Source organism: Aliiroseovarius halocynthiae (assembly GCF_007004645.1).
GTDB classification, from domain to species: Bacteria; Pseudomonadota; Alphaproteobacteria; order Rhodobacterales; family Rhodobacteraceae; genus Aliiroseovarius; species Aliiroseovarius halocynthiae.
This window is the reverse complement of sequence record NZ_ML660019.1, coordinates 64,844-86,043: the sequence shown is the minus strand read 5'-3', so window position 1 is coordinate 86,043 and position 21,200 is coordinate 64,844. Positions and strand designations below refer to the sequence as shown.

Genomic DNA, 21,200 nt, shown 5'->3' with positions numbered 1-21,200 from the left:
CGTTCCTGACGGAGCGTTACAGAAGACAGGCTTTCTGCTTTGCGGCACAGTGGCGCCAACGCAAAACAGGAGATCCTGATATGTCCGATATTGTCATTCTTGATGGTGTACGCACCGCAATAGGTGGGTTCGGCGGCTGCCTTGCCCAGACCCCGCCCAGCACACTTGGTGCAACTGTCACCCGCGAGGCCATGGCCCGTGCCGGTGTTTCCCCGGAACAGATCGGGCACGTGGTCTTTGGGCATGTGATCAACACCGAGCCGCGCGACATGTATCTGTCGCGTGTCGCTGCGATCGAAGCTGGTATTCCCGACGCAACCCCTGCGATGAACGTGAACCGCCTGTGCGGCTCCGGGCTTCAAGCCATCGTGTCAGCGACGCAGAACTTGATGCTGGGCGATGCTGATTTCGCCGTGGCTGGTGGAGCTGAGAACATGAGCCGGTCACCCTATATTTTGCCACAAGCGCGGTGGGGACAGAAGATGGGTGACACAGGTGCGCAGGATATGATGCTGGGGGCGCTGAACTGCCCCTTTGGCACTGGACACATGGGCATTACAGCGGAAAACGTCGCGTCTGAGAACAGCGTGACCCGCGAAGATCAGGACGCGTTCGCACTGGAAAGCCAGCGCCGCGCCGCCGCCGCGATCGAGGCTGGGTATTTCGACAGCCAGATCGTGCCCATCGACGTAAAAAAGCGCCACGAGGCGGTCGCCTTCGCCCGCGACGAGCACCCCAAGCCAACCACGGCCGAAGCCTTGGCTGGCCTGCGCCCGGCGTTCCAGAAAGACGGCAGCGTGACGGCGGGCAACGCATCCGGCATCAATGATGGCGCAGCGGCGCTGGTTCTGGCCCGCGCGGACGCAGCCCAGGCCGCAGGCCTGAAACCCAAGGCGCGCGTCATCGGCTATGGCCATGCAGGTGTACGGCCCGAAGTCATGGGCATAGGCCCGGTGCCTGCGGTCGAGAACCTGTTGGCGAAAACCGGTCTGTCTGTTGGTGATTTCGACGTGATCGAATCGAACGAAGCCTTCGCGTCCCAAGCCATTGCCGTGAATAATGGCCTGGGTCTGGATACGGCTAAGGTGAACCCGAACGGTGGCGCGATTGCGCTGGGCCATCCTGTTGGGGCCACCGGCGCGATTATCACCGTGAAGGCGCTGTATGAACTGGAGCGTATCGGCGGCTCGAAAGCGCTGATCACCATGTGCATCGGCGGCGGTCAAGGGATCGCACTGGCCATCGAGCGCCTGTAAGCACTCAGAAAAAGAGAGGCTCGGTCGCAATGCCGGGTCTTTTTCTATTTCCAGTCAAAGAAGTCGTCGTCAACGCGTGACAGCAGTTGTTGTGCCAGCTCACGGCCCAGTTTCTTTCCGTCAGCGATCTGCCCTGAAATTTCACCTGCTTCGCTTTCCGACCCATCTGTGCGCAAGATTTCCCCGCGCAATGTCAGCGTATCGCCTTCAAGTGTGGCAAGCGCCGCAATTGGTGTTTCGCATGATCCATCAAGTGCGCCAAGAAAAGACCGCTCTGCCGCCAGCCGTTGGCCGGTTTCGGCATCATGAATTGCATCCAGCATATCCTTTGCACGTGCATCGTCGGCACGTCGCTCGATCCCAATCGCGCCCTGAGCAACTGCGTTCAGCATCACGTCGGTCGGAATTGCAGTCTTAGGAACGCCTTCGATCGCCAATCGGTTCAACCCGGCCATTGCAAGGAACGTCGCCTCGGCAACGCCCTCTTCAAGCTTTCTCAGACGGGTTTGAACATTTCCACGAAACTCGACGATATCAAGATCAGGCCGCGTGTTTAACAGCTGGGCTTTACGGCGCAGCGACGACGTACCAACGACCGCCCCCTCCGGAAGATCAGCGATAGAGCGATAGTTGATCGATACGAATGCATCGCGCGTATCCTCGCGCGGCAGGTAACACTCCAGCAACAGCCCCTCGGGCTGTTCAACCGGCATATCCTTCATTGAATGCACCGCGATATCGATACGCCCGTCCAACATCGCCTCTTCAATCTCTTTGGTGAAAAGGCCTTTGTTGCCGATTTCCTTCAAGGCCCGGTCTGCGTCGATCATCGCGCGGTCATCGCCCGTGGTATGGATCACTACAATCTCGAATGCCGCTTCGGGCAGGTCGAAGGCGTCCATCAGGCGGCGGCGCGTTTCATGGGCCTGCGCCAGCGCCAAAGGGCTGCCGCGTGTGCCAATATTCAGGGGCGCGTCGGGGGTCGGAAGTGCATATGTCATAGGGTGGGTTTACGCAGGAAGGCAGGCGCTGTCCATGCCTGCGACACCCCCGGCGCTTGACATCCTGTCGCGGCTGAGTGACCACGCAATGGACAAAAATCGAAAGGCCGCCCCATGACCCAGCAAAAGACCATTCTGCGCGCACTTGCAGGCGAGACCCTTCCGACACCTCCGATCTGGATGATGCGTCAGGCAGGGCGCTATTTGCCCGAGTATCGCGCCACGCGGGCCGAAGCCGGGGATTTTCTGAAGCTTTGCTATAACCCAGAGCTGGCGGCCGAGGTCACATTGCAGCCCATTCGCCGCTATGGCTTTGATGCGGCGATCTTGTTTGCTGACATCCTGCTTCTGCCGCAAGCCCTCGGTGCCGATCTGTGGTTCGTGACCGGGGAAGGCCCGCGCTTGTCCACGATCACCGAACAGTCCGACTTCGACAAGCTGTCAGGTAAAGAAGACATCCACGAGACACTGAACCCGATTTACGAAACCGTCCGCATTCTGCGTCGCGAACTACCGGAAGAGACCACTCTGATCGGGTTCGCGGGCATGCCGTGGACCGTAGCGACCTATATGATTGCGGGCCAAGGCACCAAGGATCAGGGACCGGCGCATGCGTTGAAAGCCGAGAACCGTCCACTGTTTGAAGCCGTAATGGATCGCCTGACCGAGGGCACCATCGAATACCTGTCCAAGCAGATCGAGGCTGGTGCCGAGGTCGTAAAGCTGTTTGACAGCTGGGCCGGGTCTCTGAAGGGCGAAGACTTCCAAAAATACGCGGTGGAGCCTGCGCGGGTGATCACATCCGAACTGAAGAAGCGTCACCCTGGAATTCCGGTCATCGGCTTCCCCCGTGAAGCGGGTGAAGGCTATATCGGGTTTGCGAAACAGACCGGCGTGGATTGCGTCGCGCTGGACAACTCGGTCAGCGCGGAATGGGCGGCGGCCAATGTACAAGTGGATGGCTGTGTTCAGGGCAATTTGAAATCCAGCCACATGGTCACCGGCGGTCAGGCTTTGGTTGATGAGGCCCGCGCCATTGTCGACGCGTTCAAGAACGGCCCGCATATTTTCAACCTCGGCCACGGCATCACCCCGGACGCGGATCCTGAGAATGTGCAGCTGATGATCGACACGGTTCGCAGCTGCGGGTAAGGGGCGTTGCCCCTCGCCCTGACGGGCTCACCCCAGGATAATTTCGACAAGAAAATGCGGGCTTGTCAAATCGAGTGTCCGCGTGTCTTCTGCGCAGGTTGAGATTGGGAGGTCCACATGCGGGCAGGCATCATCACGTTGATTGCGGCTTATGTTCTAAGCCAGTTTTACCGCGCTTTTCTGGCGGTGATGACACCTGCGTTGAAGCTGGACCTTGGCGCAACGCCCGAGGATCTGGCACGTGCTTCTGGCGCATGGTTTCTTGTCTTTGCGTTGATGCAAATTCCGGTCGGTTGGGCTTTGGACAATATCGGGCCACGCAAAGTCGCGGCAGGCTTATTGGCAGTCGGAGGCGCTGGCGGGGCTGCTTTATTCGCCATGGCGTCAAGCCCTGACCATATCCTATACGCGATGGTCCTGATCGGGATTGGTTGTTCCCCTGTTTTGATGGCCAGCTATTTCATCTTCGCCCGCATGTATTCACCAAAGGTCTTTGGAACGTTGGCCGGCATGGTCATCGGCATTGGATCGCTGGGCAATATCGCGGGCGCTTTGCCCATGGCACTGGCGGTCGAGCAATTCGGCTGGCGCACATGCCTATGGGCCTTGGCTGCGGTCACGCTGGTTGTTGCCGCATTGATTATGATCGCGGTGGACAACCCGCCAAAGGCCACTGCGGAAGATGGGGCGCAGAAGGGCTCGGTTCTGGACCTTCTGAAGATGCCAGCACTTTGGGCGATCTTCCCAATTATGTTCGTGAACTACACCGCCGCCGCTGGCCTTCGAGGCAGCTGGGCGGGGCCTTATTTGCGCGACGTCTATGGGCTGGACACAACGGGCATTGGTTGGGCCACGATGGCCATCGCCCTGGCGATGGTGATTGGCAGCTTCGCCTATGGTCCCTTGGACCGCGTCTTTGGGACACGGAAATGGGTGATCTTCTTTGGCAACCTGATCGCCGTTGGATTGGTCTTCCTGCTTTGGGCAGCGCCTGACGCGGGCGTCTGGCGCGTATCGCTGACCATGGCCGCCATTGGCCTGTTTGCCGCGAGTTTCCCTTTGATCATGGCACACGCGCGCAGCTTTTATCCGCCCCACTTGGTGGGCCGGGGGGTCACGCTTTTGAACATGTTCGGGATCGGTGGTGTGGGCATATTCCAGTATGCCTCGGCCAGTGTTTTCAAATCCGCACAAGGTCCGGATGTGGCGGTCACGGCCCCATATCAGGCCGTGTTCCTGTTTTTCGCAGTGCCGGGGTTGATCGGCTGTCTGCTTTATCTGCTCAGTCAGGACCGAACGGATTAAGCCGACTTTTTAGGACGACGGCGACGACGTTTTCCTGCGCCTGGATTGCCGGAAGGCTTCGGCCCCTGCCCTGAAGCGCCGCGCGGTTTGCGGCCTCCGCCAGCTCCGCCTCCGCCACCACGACGACCGCCTCCGCCACCGCCGCCACCTTGACCACGCTGAGGGCGTTTTTCCTCGGCCGGGCGTTTGCCGCCCAGCACCGGGATCTCGATCTTCATGACTTTCTCGATGTCGCGCAACAGGCCCAGTTCGACGCCCGACACGAAGGAAATCGCATCCCCATCCGCGCCCGCACGTGCAGTGCGGCCAATGCGGTGGACATAGTTGTCGGCGACCTCGGGCAGGTCGAAATTGTAAACATGGCTGACGCCGGGAATGTCGATCCCGCGTGCAGCCACATCGGTGGCAACCAGAATACGCGCTTCACCCGCGCGGAAGGCAGCAAGAGCGCGATCACGCTGGCCTTGGCTTTTGTTTCCATGGATGGACACCGCCGCGAACCCCTTGGTGACCAAGTGCTTCATCAGCTTCTCGGCCCCGTGTTTGGTGCGCGAGAAGACCAGCGACAGTGCCTCTTCATCATGGCCAAGCAGATCGATCAATCTGGTGATCTTGGCGTTGCGGTCGGGGCAGTAATACAGACCCTGCGTGACCTTGTCGGCCGCCTTGCCCGGAGGCGACACCTGCACCCGCGCAGGGTTCGTCAGATAGGCCTTCGACAGCTCAGCCATCAGTTTCGGCATGGTCGCGGAAAACAGCATGGTCTGGCGTGGCTCGCCCAGCGCAGGCGCGATTTTGCGCAGCGCATGGATAAAGCCCATGTCGAGCATCTGGTCCGCCTCGTCCAGCACAAGGAAAGTCGCCGTATCCAAACGGATCGAGCCGCGATCCATCAGGTCAATCAAACGCCCCGGCGTGGCGACCAGAATGTCGATCCCATTCGCCAGCATGCTGACCTGCTTGTTGATCGACACGCCGCCCACGACAGTACGCACTTTCAAATGGGTGCCCTGCACATACAGGCGCAGGTTGTCGGCGATTTGGTTCACCAGTTCGCGGGTCGGGGCAAGCACAAGCGCTTTCACGGATTTGGGTTGCCGTTTGTCGTGGTTGCTTAGAAGCTGGTGGATCAGCGGCAGGCCAAAGGCCGCCGTCTTGCCTGTTCCGGTTTGGGCCAGCCCCATCACGTCACGGCCTTCCAAAACCAGCGGAATTGCCTGAATTTGAATTGGGGTCGGGGTCTCATAGCCTGCTTCCGTCACGGCTGCGACCAGTTTCGGGTCGAGCCCGAGATCTGCAAATTTTGTCATCATCGTCTTTCTGGTGCACGCAAGGGTGCACCGCTGTCACGCGGGTGGGGCATATTCGCCCATCGCTTAGGTTTGCAGCAAATGCTCGCGAATGGGCCGAATGCCCATGCGCCGAACTTGCCGCCAGAACCCCGCGTGATTTGGGAACTTGTGGATAGGTCTGCCTGCCTCGCATCTGGGGCGGGTTGCTCACGCGTCAACCGACAGATTGCAGCGCGTATCACAGCGAATTACACACAAGTCAACGACAAATCATGGCGAATTGGCGGGAAAGGCCTTTTCTGCAAGGCCGAATTGCTCTAAGGAACCCTCCGTCTTTGGGTGGTTCAAAGACAGACCAATTATAGGAGGCCGTAATGGGCTATAAAGTCGCCGTCGTAGGCGCCACGGGCAACGTGGGCCGCGAAATGCTGAACATCCTGGCGGAACGCCAGTTTCCCGTAGATGAACTTGCAGCGCTTGCATCGCGCCGTTCGCTCGGTACTGAAGTCAGCTTTGGTGACAAGACCCTGACCACCCAGGATCTGGACACCTTTGACTTCACCGGCTGGGACATGGCGCTGTTTGCCGTGGGTTCGGAAGCAACCAAAGAATACGCGCCGAAAGCGGCTGCGGCGGGTTGTGTGGTGATCGATAACTCGTCGCTGTACCGCTACGACCCCGACATCCCGCTGATCGTGCCCGAGGTGAACCCTCAGGCGATCCACAATTACGCGAAGAAGAACATCATCGCGAACCCCAACTGCTCGACCGCGCAGATGGTTGTGGCGCTGAAGCCTCTGCATGACCGCGCCAAGATCAAGCGCGTTGTCGTGTCGACCTACCAGTCGGTTTCGGGCTCGGGCAAAGACGCGATTGACGAACTGTGGAACCAGACCAAGGGCATGTATGTCCCCGGTCAGGAAGTCGAACCGAAGGTTTACCCCAAGCAGATCGCCTTCAACGTGATCCCGCATATCGACGTCTTCATGGACTCGGGCGACACGAAAGAAGAATGGAAGATGATCGCCGAGACGAAAAAGATCGTCGACCCGTCGATCAAAGTCACCGCCACCTGTGTGCGCGTGCCGGTCTTCGTTGGCCACTCGGAATCGATCAACATCGAAACGGAAGAGTTCCTGGACGAAGACGAAGCCCGCGACATCCTGCGTACTGCCCCCGGCATTCTGGTCGTGGATAAGCGCGAGAACGGTGGCTATGTCACCCCGGTCGAATGTGTTGGCGACTTCGCCACCTTCATCAGCCGCATCCGTCAGGACGTGACCGTCGAGAACGGCCTAAACATGTGGTGTGTTTCAGACAACCTGCGCAAGGGCGCAGCGCTCAACGCCGTCCAGATCGCCGAACTGCTTGGCCGTGAGGTCCTGAAAAAGGGCTGATTGGCCCGCCGAAAAGTTTCAAAGAAAGCCCTGCCAACTGGTAGGGCTTTTTCGAATTATCAATGTCTTCTCTGAAGCCCAAAGTGCTTGATGCTGCAATTGTCACAAATGCCAGCTATTAATGCAGGACGTCAATCCTGAAGAGACAAAATGCCCCGTCTGAACTTTGAGTCCTACGTCATCTGCACATCGCCTCGCAGCGGAAGTACACTGCTTTGCAAACTGCTTGCAGCCACAAGAGTTACCGGAAATCCGGGATCACTCTTTCACAAGCCTTCAATTGACGCTTGGCTCAAATATTACAAACTCGAAGCGACGGCGTTCCCTTCACGAAAGGCGACCCTTGACGCGATCTTCGACGCGGCTAAAGCGCGTGGCAGAGGTGAGACAGACGTTTTTGGACTAAGGCTTCAGCGAGGGAGTTTTGCGTTCTTCATGGATCAGTTGGATTTCCTATATCCGGACGCTCAAACCGACGTAGAACGTGTCGAGGCAGCCTTCGGACGAACGCTGTTCATCCACCTGACGCGGGAAGACAAACTCGACCAAGCTATCTCGTGTATTCGTGCAGAGCAGACCGGCCTTTGGCACCTCGGTGCCGATGGAACGGAGCTCGAAAGACAAGAAGTTAGACGGGAAGACCGCTACGATGCAGACGCAATCCGTACCCAGTTGTCCGAGTTTGCCGAGTTCGACAAAGAATGGCGTTCTTGGTTCGATGAGCAATCAATTAAACCACTCGAAGTCTCTTACGATTTGCTCGCGCAAGCGCCGCAAAGGGTGTTGGCGGATGTACTTATTGCGCTTGGCGCAGATGCTTCCATTGCGAACGATGTTCCGACCCCAACGGCCAAACTGGCGGACGAGACCAACCGAGATTGGCGCACCCGGTTTGAGTTGGAAATTACGTAGCCGACAAATAGAGCAGACCCTCGAATTACATGGAGCTGCGGCCGCTTTATCCCGCAGAACAGCCATTCATGGGATTCGAGAGCGCCTGTGAATGTCGTCTCCAAAAGCGCAGCATAGAAATTGGAGTGTTTCAGACAACCTGCGTAAGGGTGCTGCCCTGAACGCCGTCCAGATCGCCGAGCTGCTGGGCCGTGAGGTTCTGAAAAGGGCTACCCCCCCTGACAATTCAATAGGAAAAGCCCCGCCGACTGGTGGGGCTTTTTCATTTGGGCCATTGGCAACGGGAATTGTGTCTGAAACACTCCTCCTTACAGCGATCACGCTGTGATACCGGACTGAACCCAAAGGCCTTTTCATGCGCTTCACATTGCCCCTTCTGCTGCTCACCGCAGGCCCCGTATTCGCTGACACCTTCCACACCGCCCCGCGCGCTGTGTCTGCCACGCTGTACGCAAACGTGGCCGAGGTCACGCATCAGATCGCACTGTCGCTGCCTGCTGGCACGCATGAAGTGCTATTTCCGTTTGAATTTGGTCGCTATAATCAAGAGCCACGGTTAACCACTCTGACTGAGGGCGTTAATATCGTTCACGCCAAACGCCTGCTTGGTGGATTGGAACATCCAGAACAACATCTGACCCCGGAACAGCAGGCTGCGCTGGAAAGCGTCGAGACTGCGCAGGAAGCCGTTCAAGCGCACGCTGACAAAATTTCCGAAATCAAGGCAGACATGCAGGCCGTTGCGACTCGGCTCGACTTCTTGTCGTCGGTCACAGCCGGGGATCTGGACATGACACCTTCAGATATCGCGAACGTATCGAACACGCTGCAAAGAGAAGTGGCCTCGGCTCGGGACGCCTACGGAAAGCTTAACGTTATTTTGCGGACCGCCACTGAGGAGCAAACAGATCTGTCGCGTGCACTTGAAGCAGCAGAAACTAAGCTTCATCGCCTTTTACCACCGGAAGAGAGACAAGATCTTTGGGCACTTCAAGTGTCGGCCAGCCAGCCAACAGAAGCGATTTTTCAGATGAAAGAGCTGCAAGGAGACGCATCTTGGAGCCCCACCTACGACATTCATGTTTCCTCGGATGCAATGGATCGAATTGAATTGGTCCGAAAGGTCAAGATCCAGAGTTCGTCTGGTATTAGCTGGCGCGGCGTGGATGTGACGCTTTCAACCAACGCGCCAACAGGTCAAATTTCACCGCGTGATGTCGACGGTTCCATTGCAAGTGTTGTCGAAGACATCCTAGTTATGCAGAAGGCGGGTGCACGCCACGAAGATCAGATGTCCTTTGGGTCATCAGTTATGGAAGCACCCGCCGTCGAAGAAGAAATCATAATTCCCAGCTTCCATGATGCTGTTAATAAAGGCGGTGGCGTTGTCTATACCTATGGCACGCCAATTGACCTTGGGCCGGATGATGAGCTGCATTTGGAAATGGATCGAATCGCCCTAAGCGGTGACACACAGATCCACGCCTCTCCTCGCGAAGACGCAACGGCGTTTTGGGTTTCGAAAATCCAGAACACAATTGGCGAGCCCATTTTGGAAGGGGATGCCAACATCTATCGCGATGGCGTTCTGGTCGGGACAACGTATGTGGGTGAGGTGGTTGAGGGTGACCTGCTTGACCTGCCACTTGGCCCCGTCAAACACATTCGCCTAACCTATGCCGAAAAGGACGACCAAGTTGGCGCCCGCGGATTTATCAAATCGGCCACCTCGCGGACCCATCAAGCGCTGGTACGGGTCGAAAACCTGAGCGGCGAGGCCGAGGATGTGCGGGTCTTCTTCCCGACGACCTATTCGGAACAGGAAGAACTGAACGTGACAGTCACGGCCACGCCTCAGCCCAGTGAAATGGATTTCGAAGACCAGCGCGGTGTTACGGTGTGGGATCTGAATGTGCCTGCAAAGGGACAGTCCGAGATCAGCATCAAAACCACGCTGCGCTGGCCCGAGGGCAAGTCCTTGTCGTGGGCTCCGTAAACCTTAGGGGTCGTGGCGCGCTTTCAGTGCCGCGACCATTCCCCGCCCGCGGCGAAGGGCGGTGCCACCTGTGCCAAGGGTGATGATCCATAGGGCGAGGGTCAGCGTGGGTACGCCTGCGATCACCGGCACGACAATCGCCAGCACGGCGGCGACAGTTGCCAAAGCCATCCGATGTTGTTTCGCCATCGGGCCACCAAAGTCAGGCTCCAGCCCTTGGGCCGCCCCCGCCTCGCGCGTATAGGCGGTCAGGACGGCCATTGTTGCTGCAGCCCAGCCCAGCGCCGGTTGCCCTGCGCCCAGCCCCATGCCGACAAGAATCAAGATATCTGCATAGCGGTCGGGGGCTTCGTTCCAGAAGGGGCCGTCTGCTTCGGCCTTGCCGCCTTCAACAGCGACCATGCCGTCAAAAAGGTTACATAAAAGCCGCCCCTGCACGCCCAGCGCGGCAAGGATCAGCCACACGACCCCGGTTCCACCCGACAGCCAGAATGCAGCCCCGGCGATCACCGCAAACAGCACCGAGGCTTTGCTGATCTGATTGGGCGTCACATTCTTTGTGACCAACCAGCTTGCGGCGCGTTTGGCCCAACTGCGGTCACGGCTGGCGATGGGACGTCGTTGCATGGGAACCTCTTAGACGGACCAGAAATAGCGGGTCAGGTGGAAGAATATCGGGGCCGAGAAGACAACGCTGTCCAGCCGGTCAATGAAGCCGCCATGCCCGGCGATCAGATGCCCCCAATCCTTAACGCCCTTGTCGCGCTTGATGGCGGACATAACCAGCCCTCCGAAAAAGCCCATCAAGGTGATGACCAGTGCCATGCCCGCGGCCTCAAGCGGGGTGAACGGCGTCAGCCACCACAGCCCTGCCCCGACCAGACAAGCCGAGGCGACACCGCCCACAAAGCCTTCCCACGTCTTTGACGGAGACAGGCGGGGCGCGATCTTGCGCTTGCCCATCAGCTTACCCCAGACGTATTGCAGCACATCGGACAGCTGCACCACCACCACAAGGAAGGCGACCAAAAGGACATTCTTGCCTTCGTATCCGGGGATGTTCAGCGACAACAGCGCGGGGACGTGGCTGGCGGCAAAGACACAAATCATCAGCCCCCATTGGGTTTCCGCCACGCGGGACAGATACCCGTCGGTGTCGCCCCGCAAGGCCGCAATGATGGGCAAAAACAAGAAGGCATAGACCGGGATAAAGATCGAATACATCCCGTACCAGTCATCCCAGATGAGCAGGTACTGCACCGGCAGAATGACAAAGAAGCTGATCACCAGCGCCCAGTGATCGGCGCGGCGTTTGGCCGTCAGCGTCAGAAATTCGCGCAGGCCCGCGAAGCTGAGCAGTGCAAACAAGATCACCACACCCGCCTTGCCGCCAAGCATTGCCAGCGCCAACAGCGCAACCATCCCCCACCACGCATTGATCCGCGCGATCAGGTTTTCGATCACATCATTGTCCGCGCCCATTTTGCGTTTCAGAAGTTGGGCAATGGCAGTGGCCACAATCAAAATGGACAGCACCGCCAGCATCAGGGTCGAAAACTCGGATGGAGCGCTCATGTCGCCGCCTCCTCTGCTAGTTCAGCCAAGGCGGATTGGGCACGTGTCAGGAATGTGGCTTTGTTTTCGCCTTTTTGAATGGTCAAAGGCGTTCCAAACGTGACCGAGCATAGAAGCGGCACCGGGATGACCTCGCCCTTCGGCATGACCGAGGTCAGGTTGTCGATCCATGTGGGCACCAGCTCGACCTCGGGGCGGGCCTCGGCCAGATGGAACAGGCCAGGTTTGAACGGCAACAGCGGGTCGTCGGTCAAATTGCGCGTGCCTTCAGGAAACAGGATCAGGCTGGCACCGCCATCCAATGCCTCAACCATCTGTGCGATGGGATCTTCGGTGCGCGTGTCCGGATTTCGGTCAATCAGGACCGCGTTAAACACGTCGCGCCCGATGAAGGTTTTTAGCTTCGAGGTCAGCCAGTAATCCGACCCTGCCACCGGCCGCGTCTTCGCACGTAAAACCGGAGGCAGCACTGTCCAAATCAGAACGAAATCGCCGTTCGAACCGTGATTGGCAAAATAGACGCGCTGGCGATTGACCGGGTCAGCCCCAAACCAGATCCCGCGCACGGCAGTGACCAGACGCGCGAACAGCACGATGGCGCTGGCGGCAAACTGAGCTGCGATTGACCTTAGCATATCCACATTTGCACCAATCAGACCGGGGCGAATTTCCCGGTTTCCGCGTCGTAGAATTCCAACCCGCCAGCACCAATATCGGTCCAGAGACCGTGCAAGGACAGCTGTTCTGCTTCTACAGCATCACGCACGAACGGGAAAGTCATCAGGTTTTCCAGCGACACCAACACGCCCTCTTTTTCAAGCTCATCATCAGCAATCTCAGCGTCGTTTCCACCAAGTCGTTCATAGCCTGGCTTCAGAATGTCGATCCAGCGCCCCACGAACGAAGTATTCTCGGCCAATTCCAGCGCGTTGCCCAAGCACTTTTCGTGGAACCCCTTAACGCCGCCGCATTTCGAATGCCCCAGCACGATCAGGTGCGACACTTTCAATGCAGTCACCGCGTATTCGACCGCAGCCGATGTCCCGTGATAGTCGCCATCCGGCTCGCACGGGGGGACGAGGTTTGCAATGTTACGATGCAAGAATATTTCGCCCTGATCCGCCCCGAACATCTGCGTCACGTGAACGCGGCTGTCACAGCACGAAATGATCATGGCACGGGGGCGCTGACCTTCGTCTGCAAGCCGACGATACCAAGATTTGTTGTCGGAAAACGTGGTTGCGTTCCAGCCGTGATAGCGCTGTGCAAGATATGTGGGAAGGGGGCGGACATTTTTCATGGACGTCTCCTGTCAGAGTTCACGAAGTAATACGCTGAGATTGCGAGAAATTCGAGAGAAATTTGCAATATCCATATACGAAATCTTGAGGCTCGACCGTCATGCTGCCCCCGAGGGACATATGAAAACCGGGGTGCTGCCATGACCGACATTACAAGTTTGACCTATACTGAAGACGTTCAATTGGACCGGGACCAGCTGCATGCGCTCTATGTCCGATTTGGACCAGTTCAAGCAGATCGGAACCTGAACCAATCGTTGGAAGATCTGGCGATTTGGCTGGCTCGGCTGCAAAAGGCACGGAAATCCGGTCGGTATGACGAAATCCGGCAGGGGGCTGGTGATCTGAAACGCATCGCGCAACGTCTGGGCATGACCACGCTGGCACGGGTGGCCCGCGATGTGGCCGAACAAAGTGTGCGGCAAGATCCCGCAGCCCTGCCAGCGACACTTGCGCGTTTGGGGCGCGTGGGGGAACACAGTTTGATTGCGGTTTGGGATCTTCAGGACATGTCGCTGTAGGGTGGGCAGATCAGGGATTGCTCCCACGCTCGGGCACGTTACTCTGCATGCCAAACGGCACAGATATTGACCGAGGCCCAGATGACCCTGACTTTCGCCCCACAGACCGATTCAGCCACGCCACTTTACCTATTGGAAAACGGGGGCGATGCACTGTCGGATTTGCCGCCAGCCGCGCGGGACTGGGCGGACATAAATGGGTTTACCGCTGGATTGGGGCAAAGCCTTGTTGTTCCCGCGCCAGATGGCGGGATCGCCATGGCGTTGGTCGGGCTGGGCAACAAGGCCGCGCGCAAACGCAAGCGGTTCGGCGCTGCCGCCGCACGGGCAAAACTGCCCGAAGGTGTCTATCATCTGGCCAGTCAGCAAACAGACGCGCTTGCGCAGGAATTTGCGTTGGGTTGGCTTCTGGCGGGGTATCGATTTGATCGCTATGCCGAGCAACCCGCACCAAAGGCACAGCTTGTCGCCCCAAGCGGCTTAGATGCCACACGTATCGAAGCGATCGCCGCTGGCGAAGCCGCCACACGCGACCTGATTAACACCCCAGCAGAAGATATGGGGCCGGATGAGCTGGAACTTGCCACTCGAAAACTGGCCGAGGCACATGGGGCCGAGATCGCGACCATTTTGGGTAAGGCGTTGCTTGATCAGAATTTCCCCATGGTCCACACGGTCGGTCGCGCGGCCACCCGCGCGCCCCGTCTGATCGATCTGCGCTGGGGCAGCGAAGGCCCATCTTTGACCCTGATTGGTAAAGGTGTGTGTTTTGATACGGGCGGGTTGAACCTGAAACCCGGCGCCTCGATGGGATTGATGAAGAAAGATATGGGGGGTGCGGCTACCGTTCTGGGGCTGGCACAGATGATCATGTCGCTTGGCTTGAAACTGCGGCTGCGCGTCCTGATCCCAGCGGTTGAAAACGCCGTCGCGGGCAACGCGTTTCGACCGGGCGACATCCTGACCTCGCGCAAGGGGCTAACGGTCGAGATCAACAATACCGATGCCGAAGGGCGTCTTGTTCTGGCCGACGCATTGGCGCTGGCGGATGAGGATAAACCGGACCTGATCGTGTCGATGGCGACGCTTACAGGGGCCGCGCGCGTGGCGGTTGGGCCAGACCTGTCCCCCTTCTATGCAACCAATACCGAAGATGCGGATGCGCTGCGCAAAGGAGCCGCATCCAGCGCCGACCCGGTGTGGGAGCTGCCCTTCTGGGACCCATACGAGGCGATGATCGAACCCGGCATTGCGGATCTGGACAACGCCCCCAAAGGCGGGTTTGCGGGGTCAATCACCGCGGCTTTGTTCCTGCGCCGTTTCGTCACCGATACCCCGCGCTATATGCATTTTGACATCTATGGCTGGAATCCAACCGCAGCACCCGGCCGCCCGAAAGGTGGTGTCGGCATGGGCGCGCGTGCCCTGTTGGATGCCCTGCCCGAAATGTTGGAGTTGTGATCATGGACCGTCGATTGACCCCCGCCAATGACCAAGTCGCGCATTCAAGTCTGCGCGGCAGGGTCCAATCCCTGCGCTTTACTGATGGCGTGCTAAAACAAGTCGTCGGTGACAGTTTTCTCCTGGATGCCCCAAGCGGCAACCGCGACCGTCAGGTCCTGTCTGGCGACCAGTTCAACATTCTGGACGGCGACGATCACATGGTTTTCGGCCAGTCGCTGAAAGACGGCTATGTCGGTTATCTTGAGGCGTGGAGTCTGGGCGACCCTCAGACCCTGACCCATCGCGTAACCCATCGCACCACGCATATGTACCGCGAACCGAACTTCAAAACGCCCCACAGTCACGTGTTTCATATGAACAGCCGCGTGAAAGTGGTGGGCACACAGGGCAAATGGGCCGAGGTCAAAATCCCAAAAACTCCTATGTCCGCCCCAAAGCACGGCTATATCCCGGTGTCGCATTTGTGTGCGATCGACGATTATGCGTCAGACCCCGTCGCGATTGCAGAACAATTTCTGGATACCCCCTATGTCTGGGCGGGAAACTCGGGCTTCGGCATCGATTGCTCTGGCCTTGTGCAAGCCGCACTGCTGGCCTGCGGGATCGACTGCCCGGCAGATAGCGACCTGCAAGAGGCTGCATTGGGACAGGACATCCCAGACGGCACACCGCTTCAACGCGGCGATCTTGTGTTCTGGAAAGGTCACGTGGCTTTGGTGGTGGATGACACACGGATTATTCACGCCAACGCGCACGATATGTCAGTGGTGTACGAAAACACGGCAGCAGCCATTGCGCGGATCGAGGCGCAGGGTGATGGCCCGGTCACCTCTCGCAAGCGGTTATAGGATCTACTCGACCGCGCGGATCAGTTTTCGCTCAAGCACGCGCAACACGGTGCGCAGGTCATTTCCGCGCTTCAGAATGCGCCCATCCATACCGATCACGGAATATTGCCCCTGCTTGCCGCGCAGTTTGGGGCGTTTTTCGATGCGATAGATTGGGTGTTCCGCCGTGCGCCGAAAGATCGAGAAGATGGCGACGTCGCTTAGGAAGCTCATCCCGTAATCACGCCACTCTCCTGCCGCGACCATTTGGCCGTAAAGCCCCATGATGGCGCCAAGTTCAAGGCGGTTGAAGGCGACCTGCTCGGCCGGTTTACCTGCCCCTTGAAAGGGCGTCGTTGTCTGCCAGTTCATAAAATCAGAGTGGACTGTCATGGTAAACAAATCAATACCTGCCCTGATTTCGCCCAGAAATGACCGGCTTGTTTCCTTTGAGCGACCGTTTTAGCGCCCTCTTCCGGGAAAATAGTTAACACGTAGCGAGCGAGAGCTCTTCCGGCGTCGCATGAACAGCCCCCACCCAGTATGCGGCGTCGGAGCTACCAATCCCCCACATATTTCTGCGCCTAAATGCAACGCGTCGATACGTGTTGCGGCATTGCGTCCTATGGAAACCCAAAACACATTATTGACCAAGCGGTCGGTTTTGTGCATCCTGCCATGAAGGGATCTTTGGGGGAGGCCAAATGACACCGCAGGAAATCGCAGAAAAAAGCGCCGACGCGATGTGGGCAGATGATCCGGCCAGTCAGGAACTGGGCATGCGGATCGAAAGCGTTGCGCCCGGCTGCGCGGTTCTGTCGATGGAAATCCGCCGCGACATGGTGAACGGGCACGGGTCCTGCCATGGGGGCTTTTCCTATACACTGGCAGACAGCGCCTTTGCCTTCGCCTGCAACAGTTACAACGATCGCGTGGTCGGGCAGCACTGTTCGGTCACCTATATCAGCCCCGGAAATCTGGGCGAACGCTTGACAGCCACCGCAACCGAGGTCAGCCGCGCCGGCCGCTCGGGCATCTATGATGTGACCGTAACCGGCGAAGACGGACGCACTGTGGTTCTGTTTCGCGGACATTCGCGGCAGGTCAGCGGCACACATTTTGACGAACAAGACGGATAAAAGTACTGGGGCACACGCCCCTGTCGGAGGAGAGACATGAAAGATCTGACACCCCGCAAGGAAGACCTTGAACCGATCGAAATCGCATCGCGCGATGAAATCGCCGCCACGCAGCTGGAGCGTATGAAGTGGTCGTTGAAACACGCCTATGACAACGTACCATTCTATCGCAAAAGCTTTGACGATGCAGGTGTACACCCCGACGATCTGAAGACGTTGGCGGATCTGGCCAAGTTCCCTTTCACCGTCAAACAAGATCTGCGTGACAACTATCCGTTCGGTCTGTTTGCCGTCCCGCGCGAGCAAATCTCGCGCATCCATGCCAGCTCGGGCACGACCGGTCAGCCGACCGTTGTGGGCTATACCAAGAATGACCTGACAATGTGGTCGAGTGTTGTGGCCCGCTGCATGCGTGCCTCGGGTTTGCGTCCGGGTGACGTGCTGCACAACGCCTATGGCTATGGCCTGTTTACGGGCGGTCTGGGCGTGCATGGTGGTGCGGAAGCTGCTGGCCTGACCGTGGTTCCGGTCTCGGGTGGTATGACCCAGCGCCAGGTGCGTTTGATCGAGGATTTCCGTGCCGATGGCATCACTGTGACCCCATCTTATGCTCTGTCCATTCTGGACGAATACGCCAAGCAGGGTATGGATCCGCGCAAAAGCCCGCTGAAAGTCGGGATCTTTGGGGCCGAGCCGTGGACCAACAACATGCGCCGCGAAATAGAAGAGGCGTTCGACATGCACGCGGTCGACATCTACGGCCTGTCGGAAGTGATTGGACCGGGCGTGGCAAATGAATGTGTGGAAACCAAGGACGGCCTGCACATTTGGGAAGACCACTTCTATCCCGAGATCATCAATCCCGAGACCGGCGAGGTCTGTGAGGACGGAGAACTGGGTGAACTGGTCTTCACGTCCTTGACCAAAGAAGGCTTCCCGATCATCCGCTATCGCACCCGCGACCTTACGCGTCTGCTTCCGGGCACCGCGCGGTCCATGCGCCGGATGGAGAAGATCACCGGCCGTTCGGACGACATGATCATCCTGCGCGGCGTGAACGTCTTCCCGACCCAGATCGAAGAACAGCTGATGGATGTGCCCGCGCTGAGCCCTCACTTCCAGATCGAGCTGGTGCGTCCGGGTCGTATGGACGAAATGCATGTGCATGTGGAAATGGCCGAAGGCCAGTCGCAGGAAGGTGCCGAAGCCGCCGCCCGCGCCCTGTCTGGAAAAATCAAGTCCAATGTGGGCGTCAGCGCCAAAGTGCACGTTGCCGATGGCGGCAAGGTTGCACGAAGCGAGGGTAAGGCTGTAAGGGTCGTCGATAACCGTCCGAAGGAGTAACCCATGCCACGTGGGATCGCCCGTGATCATGAAGAAAAACGCGCTGCCATCCGAAAAGGGGCAGCAGCCTATTTTGCTGAACACGGGTTTGACCGCGCCTCGATGACGGCGGCGGCCAAGCATTGTGGGGTCTCGAAGGCGCTGATCTATCACTATTATGACAGCAAAGAGGCCCTGCTTTACGACATTCTGGATCACCACCTGTCCAAGCTGGTGGCCGAGGTCGAAGCAGCGCCCGAAACCGACGGATTGCGTGGTTTGGTGCGCGCCATTCTGGTGGCCTATAAGGGTGCGGATGCCGAGCATAAATTGCAGCTGGACAGCCTGACTGTGCTGGAACCCGCCCAACAAGCGCCGCTTGTTGATCTTCAGCGCCGCCTGATCGATATGATGGGCGCCGCCTTGAAAGCTGAAGCCCCAGAGCGCTTTGAAAATGGTGCAAACTTACGGGCTGTCACAATGTCGGTCTTCGGCATCCTGAACTGGTACTATATGTGGAACCGTCCCGGCAAAGGGCTGAACCGCGAAGACTATGCCGACTTGGTGACCGATCTGGTGGTGGGCGGCATTCACAATCTGTGACCTAAGGCGCGCCCAGATCACACTGCGCGGCATGACCTGAAAACGCATTGGTCGGCGGATTTCCCGCCAATCACGATCCTGTCAGTTCTCTTTCCGTTAGATTGAGCTAAGTTGGGATCAGCGATTCCAGCCCCAGAGAGGATGCCAGATGAAAGTTATCAAACCCTTTGCTATCGCCGCTATTGCCCTGTCGACCTCGGTCGCGGGGGCTATTGCACATGCAGACGCCACAAATCCCGCCGTCATCAAACGGATGGAAGCCATGAAGGCCATTGGGGGATCCATGAAAACGCTTGCAGGGATGGCCAAAGGTGAAATGGCCTTTGATGCGGCAAAGGCCAACGCGGCTGTCGCTACTATCTCTGAGCAAGGCATGATGGTCCCTGCCCTGTTCGAAGCAAACGAAACTGACCCAGAAACCGAAGCCCTGCCCGCGATTTGGGAAAACTGGGACGATTTCGTCAAGAAATCAGATGACATGGTCATGGCCGCAAAAGGCGTTCCCGAGATTGCCGACCAAGGCGCAATTGGTGCGGCCCTGGGCCAGATTGGTGGCACCTGCAAAGCCTGCCATGACGATTACCGCAAGAAGTAACACGTGCACTGATCAAGGGCGTACCCGGCAGGGCGCGCCTTTTTTCTTGGATCAACCGCACCAGACGCGGTCGATCACCTTGTTCTCATCAATGCTGATATTAAGTCGGTTAGGCTGATAATCCATCGTATAGGCCATGTCTGGCTGCATAACGCGGCGGTTCTCTGGCAGGTCAAGGCCGGTCAGAATCTCGGCGGTCTGCCCCACCAGATACGCAAGCTGGCTGGCTCCGCACAGATCATCAGCGGCATCCGCCCCATCGGCCATACATCCGGCCAACCCTGTCAGTGTCGCAATCATAAAAAGCTGTTTCATAAGCTTATTTTCTCGCCAATGTCGCCCTGAGACAAGCCAAGGTCGCTGCGTTGTTGAAAAACACGCGGGTTTCCCCCACCCTTAGGACAACACACGAACAGGAGGATCGCCATGCGCACCCGTGCCGCCGTAGCCCTTGAAGCCGGCAAACCGCTCGAGATTATGGAAGTGAACCTTGAAGGCCCGAAAGCGGGCGAGGTTCTGGTAGAAATCAAGGCCACCGGCATTTGCCACACCGACGAATTCACCCTGTCCGGCGCGGATCCCGAAGGCATGTTTCCCGCCATTCTGGGCCACGAAGGTGCAGGCGTCGTGGTCGAGGTTGGCCCCGGTGTCACCTCGTTGGAAGTAGGCGATCACGTGATCCCTCTTTACACCCCCGAATGTCGCGAGTGTGACTACTGTCTGAACCCGAAGACAAACCTGTGCCAGTCAATTCGCTCGACCCAAGGCCAAGGTTTGATGCCCGACGGGACCAGCCGTTTCTCGATGCTGGATGGCACGCCGATCCTACACTATATGGGCTGCTCAACCTTCGCCAATCACACGGTTCTGCCTGAAATCGCGCTGGCGAAAGTGCGCAAGGACGCTCCGTTTGAAAAGATCTGTTATATCGGCTGCGGCGTAACCACCGGCATCGGCGCTGTGATCAACACCGCCAAGGCCGAGATCGGCAACCGCTCGATCGTGTTTGGTCTGGGCGGCATTGGCCTGAACGTCATCCAAGGCCTGCGCATGGCAGGTGCGGATCAGATCGTGGGCGTGGACCTGAACCCGTCGAAGGTCGAGATGGCCAAACGCTTTGGCATGACCGACTTCGTAAACCCGACCGAGGTCAAGGGCGATCTGGTCGGCCATCTGGTTGAACTGACGGGCGGCGGCGCGGATTACACATTCGATGCAACCGGCAACGTGGACGTGATGCGCACCGCTTTGGAATCGGCCCATAAGGGCTGGGGCGAAAGCATCATCATCGGCGTGGCGCCCGCGGGTGCCGAGATCTCGACCCGCCCCTTCCAACTGGTCACCGGCCGCGTCTGGCGTGGTACGGCTTTCGGCGGCGCACGTGGACGCACCGACGTCCCTCAGATCGTCGACTGGTACATGGACGGCAAAATCGAGATCGACCCCATGATCACCCACACGATGGGTCTGGACGACATCAACAAAGGCTTTGATTTGATGCACAAAGGCGAGAGCATTCGGAGTGTTGTCGTTTATTGATT

At 58.2% G+C, this 21,200-nt stretch carries 22 protein-coding genes; 14 read left to right on the top strand and 8 right to left on the bottom strand.

Annotated features, from left to right (window positions below; genetic code table 11):
• Positions 1–80 precede the first annotated feature (80 nt).
• A complete protein-coding gene (locus FIL88_RS00475) occupies positions 81–1,256 on the top strand; it encodes an acetyl-CoA C-acyltransferase family protein (RefSeq protein ID WP_142851862.1) in 1,176 nt (391 codons plus the stop codon).
• Positions 1,257–1,300: 44 nt separating this feature from the next.
• On the opposite strand, the gene hemC is transcribed toward FIL88_RS00475, so the two are convergent.
• The gene (gene hemC / locus FIL88_RS00470) at positions 1,301–2,257 is read right to left on the bottom strand and encodes a hydroxymethylbilane synthase (RefSeq protein ID WP_142851861.1); all 957 of its coding nucleotides are present in this window, start codon (positions 2,255–2,257) and stop codon (positions 1,301–1,303) included.
• Positions 2,258–2,371: 114 nt separating this feature from the next.
• Between hemC and hemE the strand changes: the two genes are divergently transcribed.
• On the top strand, positions 2,372–3,409 hold the full coding sequence (gene hemE / locus FIL88_RS00465; protein WP_142851860.1) for a uroporphyrinogen decarboxylase: 1,038 nt from the start codon (positions 2,372–2,374) through the stop codon (positions 3,407–3,409).
• A 117-nt stretch (positions 3,410–3,526) separates the two neighbouring features.
• Positions 3,527–4,714 (top strand): MFS transporter, encoded by a 1,188-nt coding sequence (locus FIL88_RS00460; RefSeq protein ID WP_142851859.1) that lies wholly within the window; start codon positions 3,527–3,529, stop codon positions 4,712–4,714.
• On the opposite strand, the gene FIL88_RS00455 is transcribed toward FIL88_RS00460, so the two are convergent.
• The gene (locus tag FIL88_RS00455) at positions 4,711–6,024 is read right to left on the bottom strand and encodes a DEAD/DEAH box helicase (protein WP_142851858.1); all 1,314 of its coding nucleotides are present in this window, start codon (positions 6,022–6,024) and stop codon (positions 4,711–4,713) included. The two genes, FIL88_RS00460 and FIL88_RS00455, sit on opposite strands and share 4 nt — an antisense overlap.
• Positions 6,025–6,380: 356 nt before the next feature.
• Here FIL88_RS00455 and FIL88_RS00450 point away from each other — a divergent pair, with 356 nt between their 5' ends.
• The 3 genes from FIL88_RS00450 to FIL88_RS00435 all read left to right on the top strand — a co-directional run bounded on the left by FIL88_RS00450 (position 6,381) and on the right by FIL88_RS00435 (position 10,311).
• Complete coding sequence (locus tag FIL88_RS00450; protein ID WP_142851857.1) at positions 6,381–7,403, top strand: aspartate-semialdehyde dehydrogenase; 1,023 nt, start codon at positions 6,381–6,383, stop codon at positions 7,401–7,403.
• A gap of 150 nt (positions 7,404–7,553) precedes the next feature.
• On the top strand, positions 7,554–8,315 hold the full coding sequence (locus FIL88_RS00445) for a Stf0 family sulfotransferase (protein WP_142851856.1): 762 nt from the start codon (positions 7,554–7,556) through the stop codon (positions 8,313–8,315).
• Between the two features lie 355 nt (positions 8,316–8,670).
• Positions 8,671–10,311, top strand: coding sequence for a mucoidy inhibitor MuiA family protein (locus FIL88_RS00435; RefSeq protein ID WP_142851854.1), 1,641 nt, complete (start codon positions 8,671–8,673; stop codon positions 10,309–10,311).
• A 3-nt stretch (positions 10,312–10,314) separates the two neighbouring features.
• Here FIL88_RS00435 and FIL88_RS00430 read toward each other — a convergent pair whose 3' ends face one another.
• From FIL88_RS00430 to FIL88_RS00415, 4 genes are read right to left on the bottom strand one after another with little or no spacing between them, the layout of a single operon-like run.
• Positions 10,315–10,938, bottom strand: a complete 624-nt coding sequence (locus FIL88_RS00430; protein WP_142851853.1) for a CDP-alcohol phosphatidyltransferase family protein — start codon at positions 10,936–10,938, stop codon at positions 10,315–10,317.
• Between the two features lie 9 nt (positions 10,939–10,947).
• Complete coding sequence (locus FIL88_RS00425; protein WP_142851852.1) at positions 10,948–11,886, bottom strand: phosphatidate cytidylyltransferase; 939 nt, start codon at positions 11,884–11,886, stop codon at positions 10,948–10,950.
• The gene (locus FIL88_RS00420; RefSeq protein ID WP_142851851.1) at positions 11,883–12,521 is read right to left on the bottom strand and encodes a lysophospholipid acyltransferase family protein; all 639 of its coding nucleotides are present in this window, start codon (positions 12,519–12,521) and stop codon (positions 11,883–11,885) included. Before FIL88_RS00420 ends, FIL88_RS00425 begins: the two co-directional genes overlap by 4 nt.
• Positions 12,522–12,538: 17 nt before the next feature.
• Positions 12,539–13,186 (bottom strand): carbonic anhydrase, encoded by a 648-nt coding sequence (locus FIL88_RS00415; protein ID WP_142851850.1) that lies wholly within the window; start codon positions 13,184–13,186, stop codon positions 12,539–12,541.
• Positions 13,187–13,327: 141 nt separating this feature from the next.
• On the opposite strand from FIL88_RS00415, the gene FIL88_RS00410 reads away from it, so the two are divergent.
• The 3 genes from FIL88_RS00410 (at position 13,328) to FIL88_RS00400 (ending at position 16,020) form a co-directional block, all read left to right on the top strand.
• Complete coding sequence (locus FIL88_RS00410) at positions 13,328–13,708, top strand: hypothetical protein (RefSeq protein WP_142851849.1); 381 nt, start codon at positions 13,328–13,330, stop codon at positions 13,706–13,708.
• Between the two features lie 81 nt (positions 13,709–13,789).
• Positions 13,790–15,169, top strand: coding sequence for a leucyl aminopeptidase family protein (locus FIL88_RS00405; protein WP_142851848.1), 1,380 nt, complete (start codon positions 13,790–13,792; stop codon positions 15,167–15,169).
• Positions 15,170–15,171: 2 nt separating this feature from the next.
• Complete coding sequence (locus FIL88_RS00400; RefSeq protein ID WP_142851847.1) at positions 15,172–16,020, top strand: C40 family peptidase; 849 nt, start codon at positions 15,172–15,174, stop codon at positions 16,018–16,020.
• A 3-nt stretch (positions 16,021–16,023) separates the two neighbouring features.
• Here FIL88_RS00400 and FIL88_RS00395 read toward each other — a convergent pair whose 3' ends face one another.
• Complete coding sequence (locus tag FIL88_RS00395) at positions 16,024–16,371, bottom strand: DUF2794 domain-containing protein (protein ID WP_142853397.1); 348 nt, start codon at positions 16,369–16,371, stop codon at positions 16,024–16,026.
• A 332-nt stretch (positions 16,372–16,703) separates the two neighbouring features.
• Here FIL88_RS00395 and paaI point away from each other — a divergent pair, with 332 nt between their 5' ends.
• From paaI to FIL88_RS00375, 4 genes are all read left to right on the top strand, one after another.
• Positions 16,704–17,138 (top strand): hydroxyphenylacetyl-CoA thioesterase PaaI, encoded by a 435-nt coding sequence (gene paaI, locus FIL88_RS00390; RefSeq protein WP_142851846.1) that lies wholly within the window; start codon positions 16,704–16,706, stop codon positions 17,136–17,138.
• A 36-nt stretch (positions 17,139–17,174) separates the two neighbouring features.
• Complete coding sequence (gene paaK, locus FIL88_RS00385) at positions 17,175–18,482, top strand: phenylacetate--CoA ligase PaaK (protein WP_142851845.1); 1,308 nt, start codon at positions 17,175–17,177, stop codon at positions 18,480–18,482.
• A 3-nt stretch (positions 18,483–18,485) separates the two neighbouring features.
• Positions 18,486–19,064, top strand: coding sequence for a TetR/AcrR family transcriptional regulator (locus tag FIL88_RS00380; protein ID WP_142851844.1), 579 nt, complete (start codon positions 18,486–18,488; stop codon positions 19,062–19,064).
• 148 nt (positions 19,065–19,212) lie between these two features.
• Entirely contained in the window at positions 19,213–19,659 is a 447-nt protein-coding gene (locus FIL88_RS00375; protein WP_142851843.1) for a c-type cytochrome, read from the top strand.
• Positions 19,660–19,710: 51 nt separating this feature from the next.
• On the opposite strand, the gene FIL88_RS00370 is transcribed toward FIL88_RS00375, so the two are convergent.
• The gene (locus FIL88_RS00370; protein ID WP_142851842.1) at positions 19,711–19,974 is read right to left on the bottom strand and encodes an I78 family peptidase inhibitor; all 264 of its coding nucleotides are present in this window, start codon (positions 19,972–19,974) and stop codon (positions 19,711–19,713) included.
• Positions 19,975–20,085: 111 nt separating this feature from the next.
• Between FIL88_RS00370 and FIL88_RS00365 the strand changes: the two genes are divergently transcribed.
• Entirely contained in the window at positions 20,086–21,198 is a 1,113-nt protein-coding gene (locus FIL88_RS00365; protein WP_142851841.1) for an S-(hydroxymethyl)glutathione dehydrogenase/class III alcohol dehydrogenase, read from the top strand.
• The last annotated feature ends 2 nt before the right edge of the window (positions 21,199–21,200 follow it).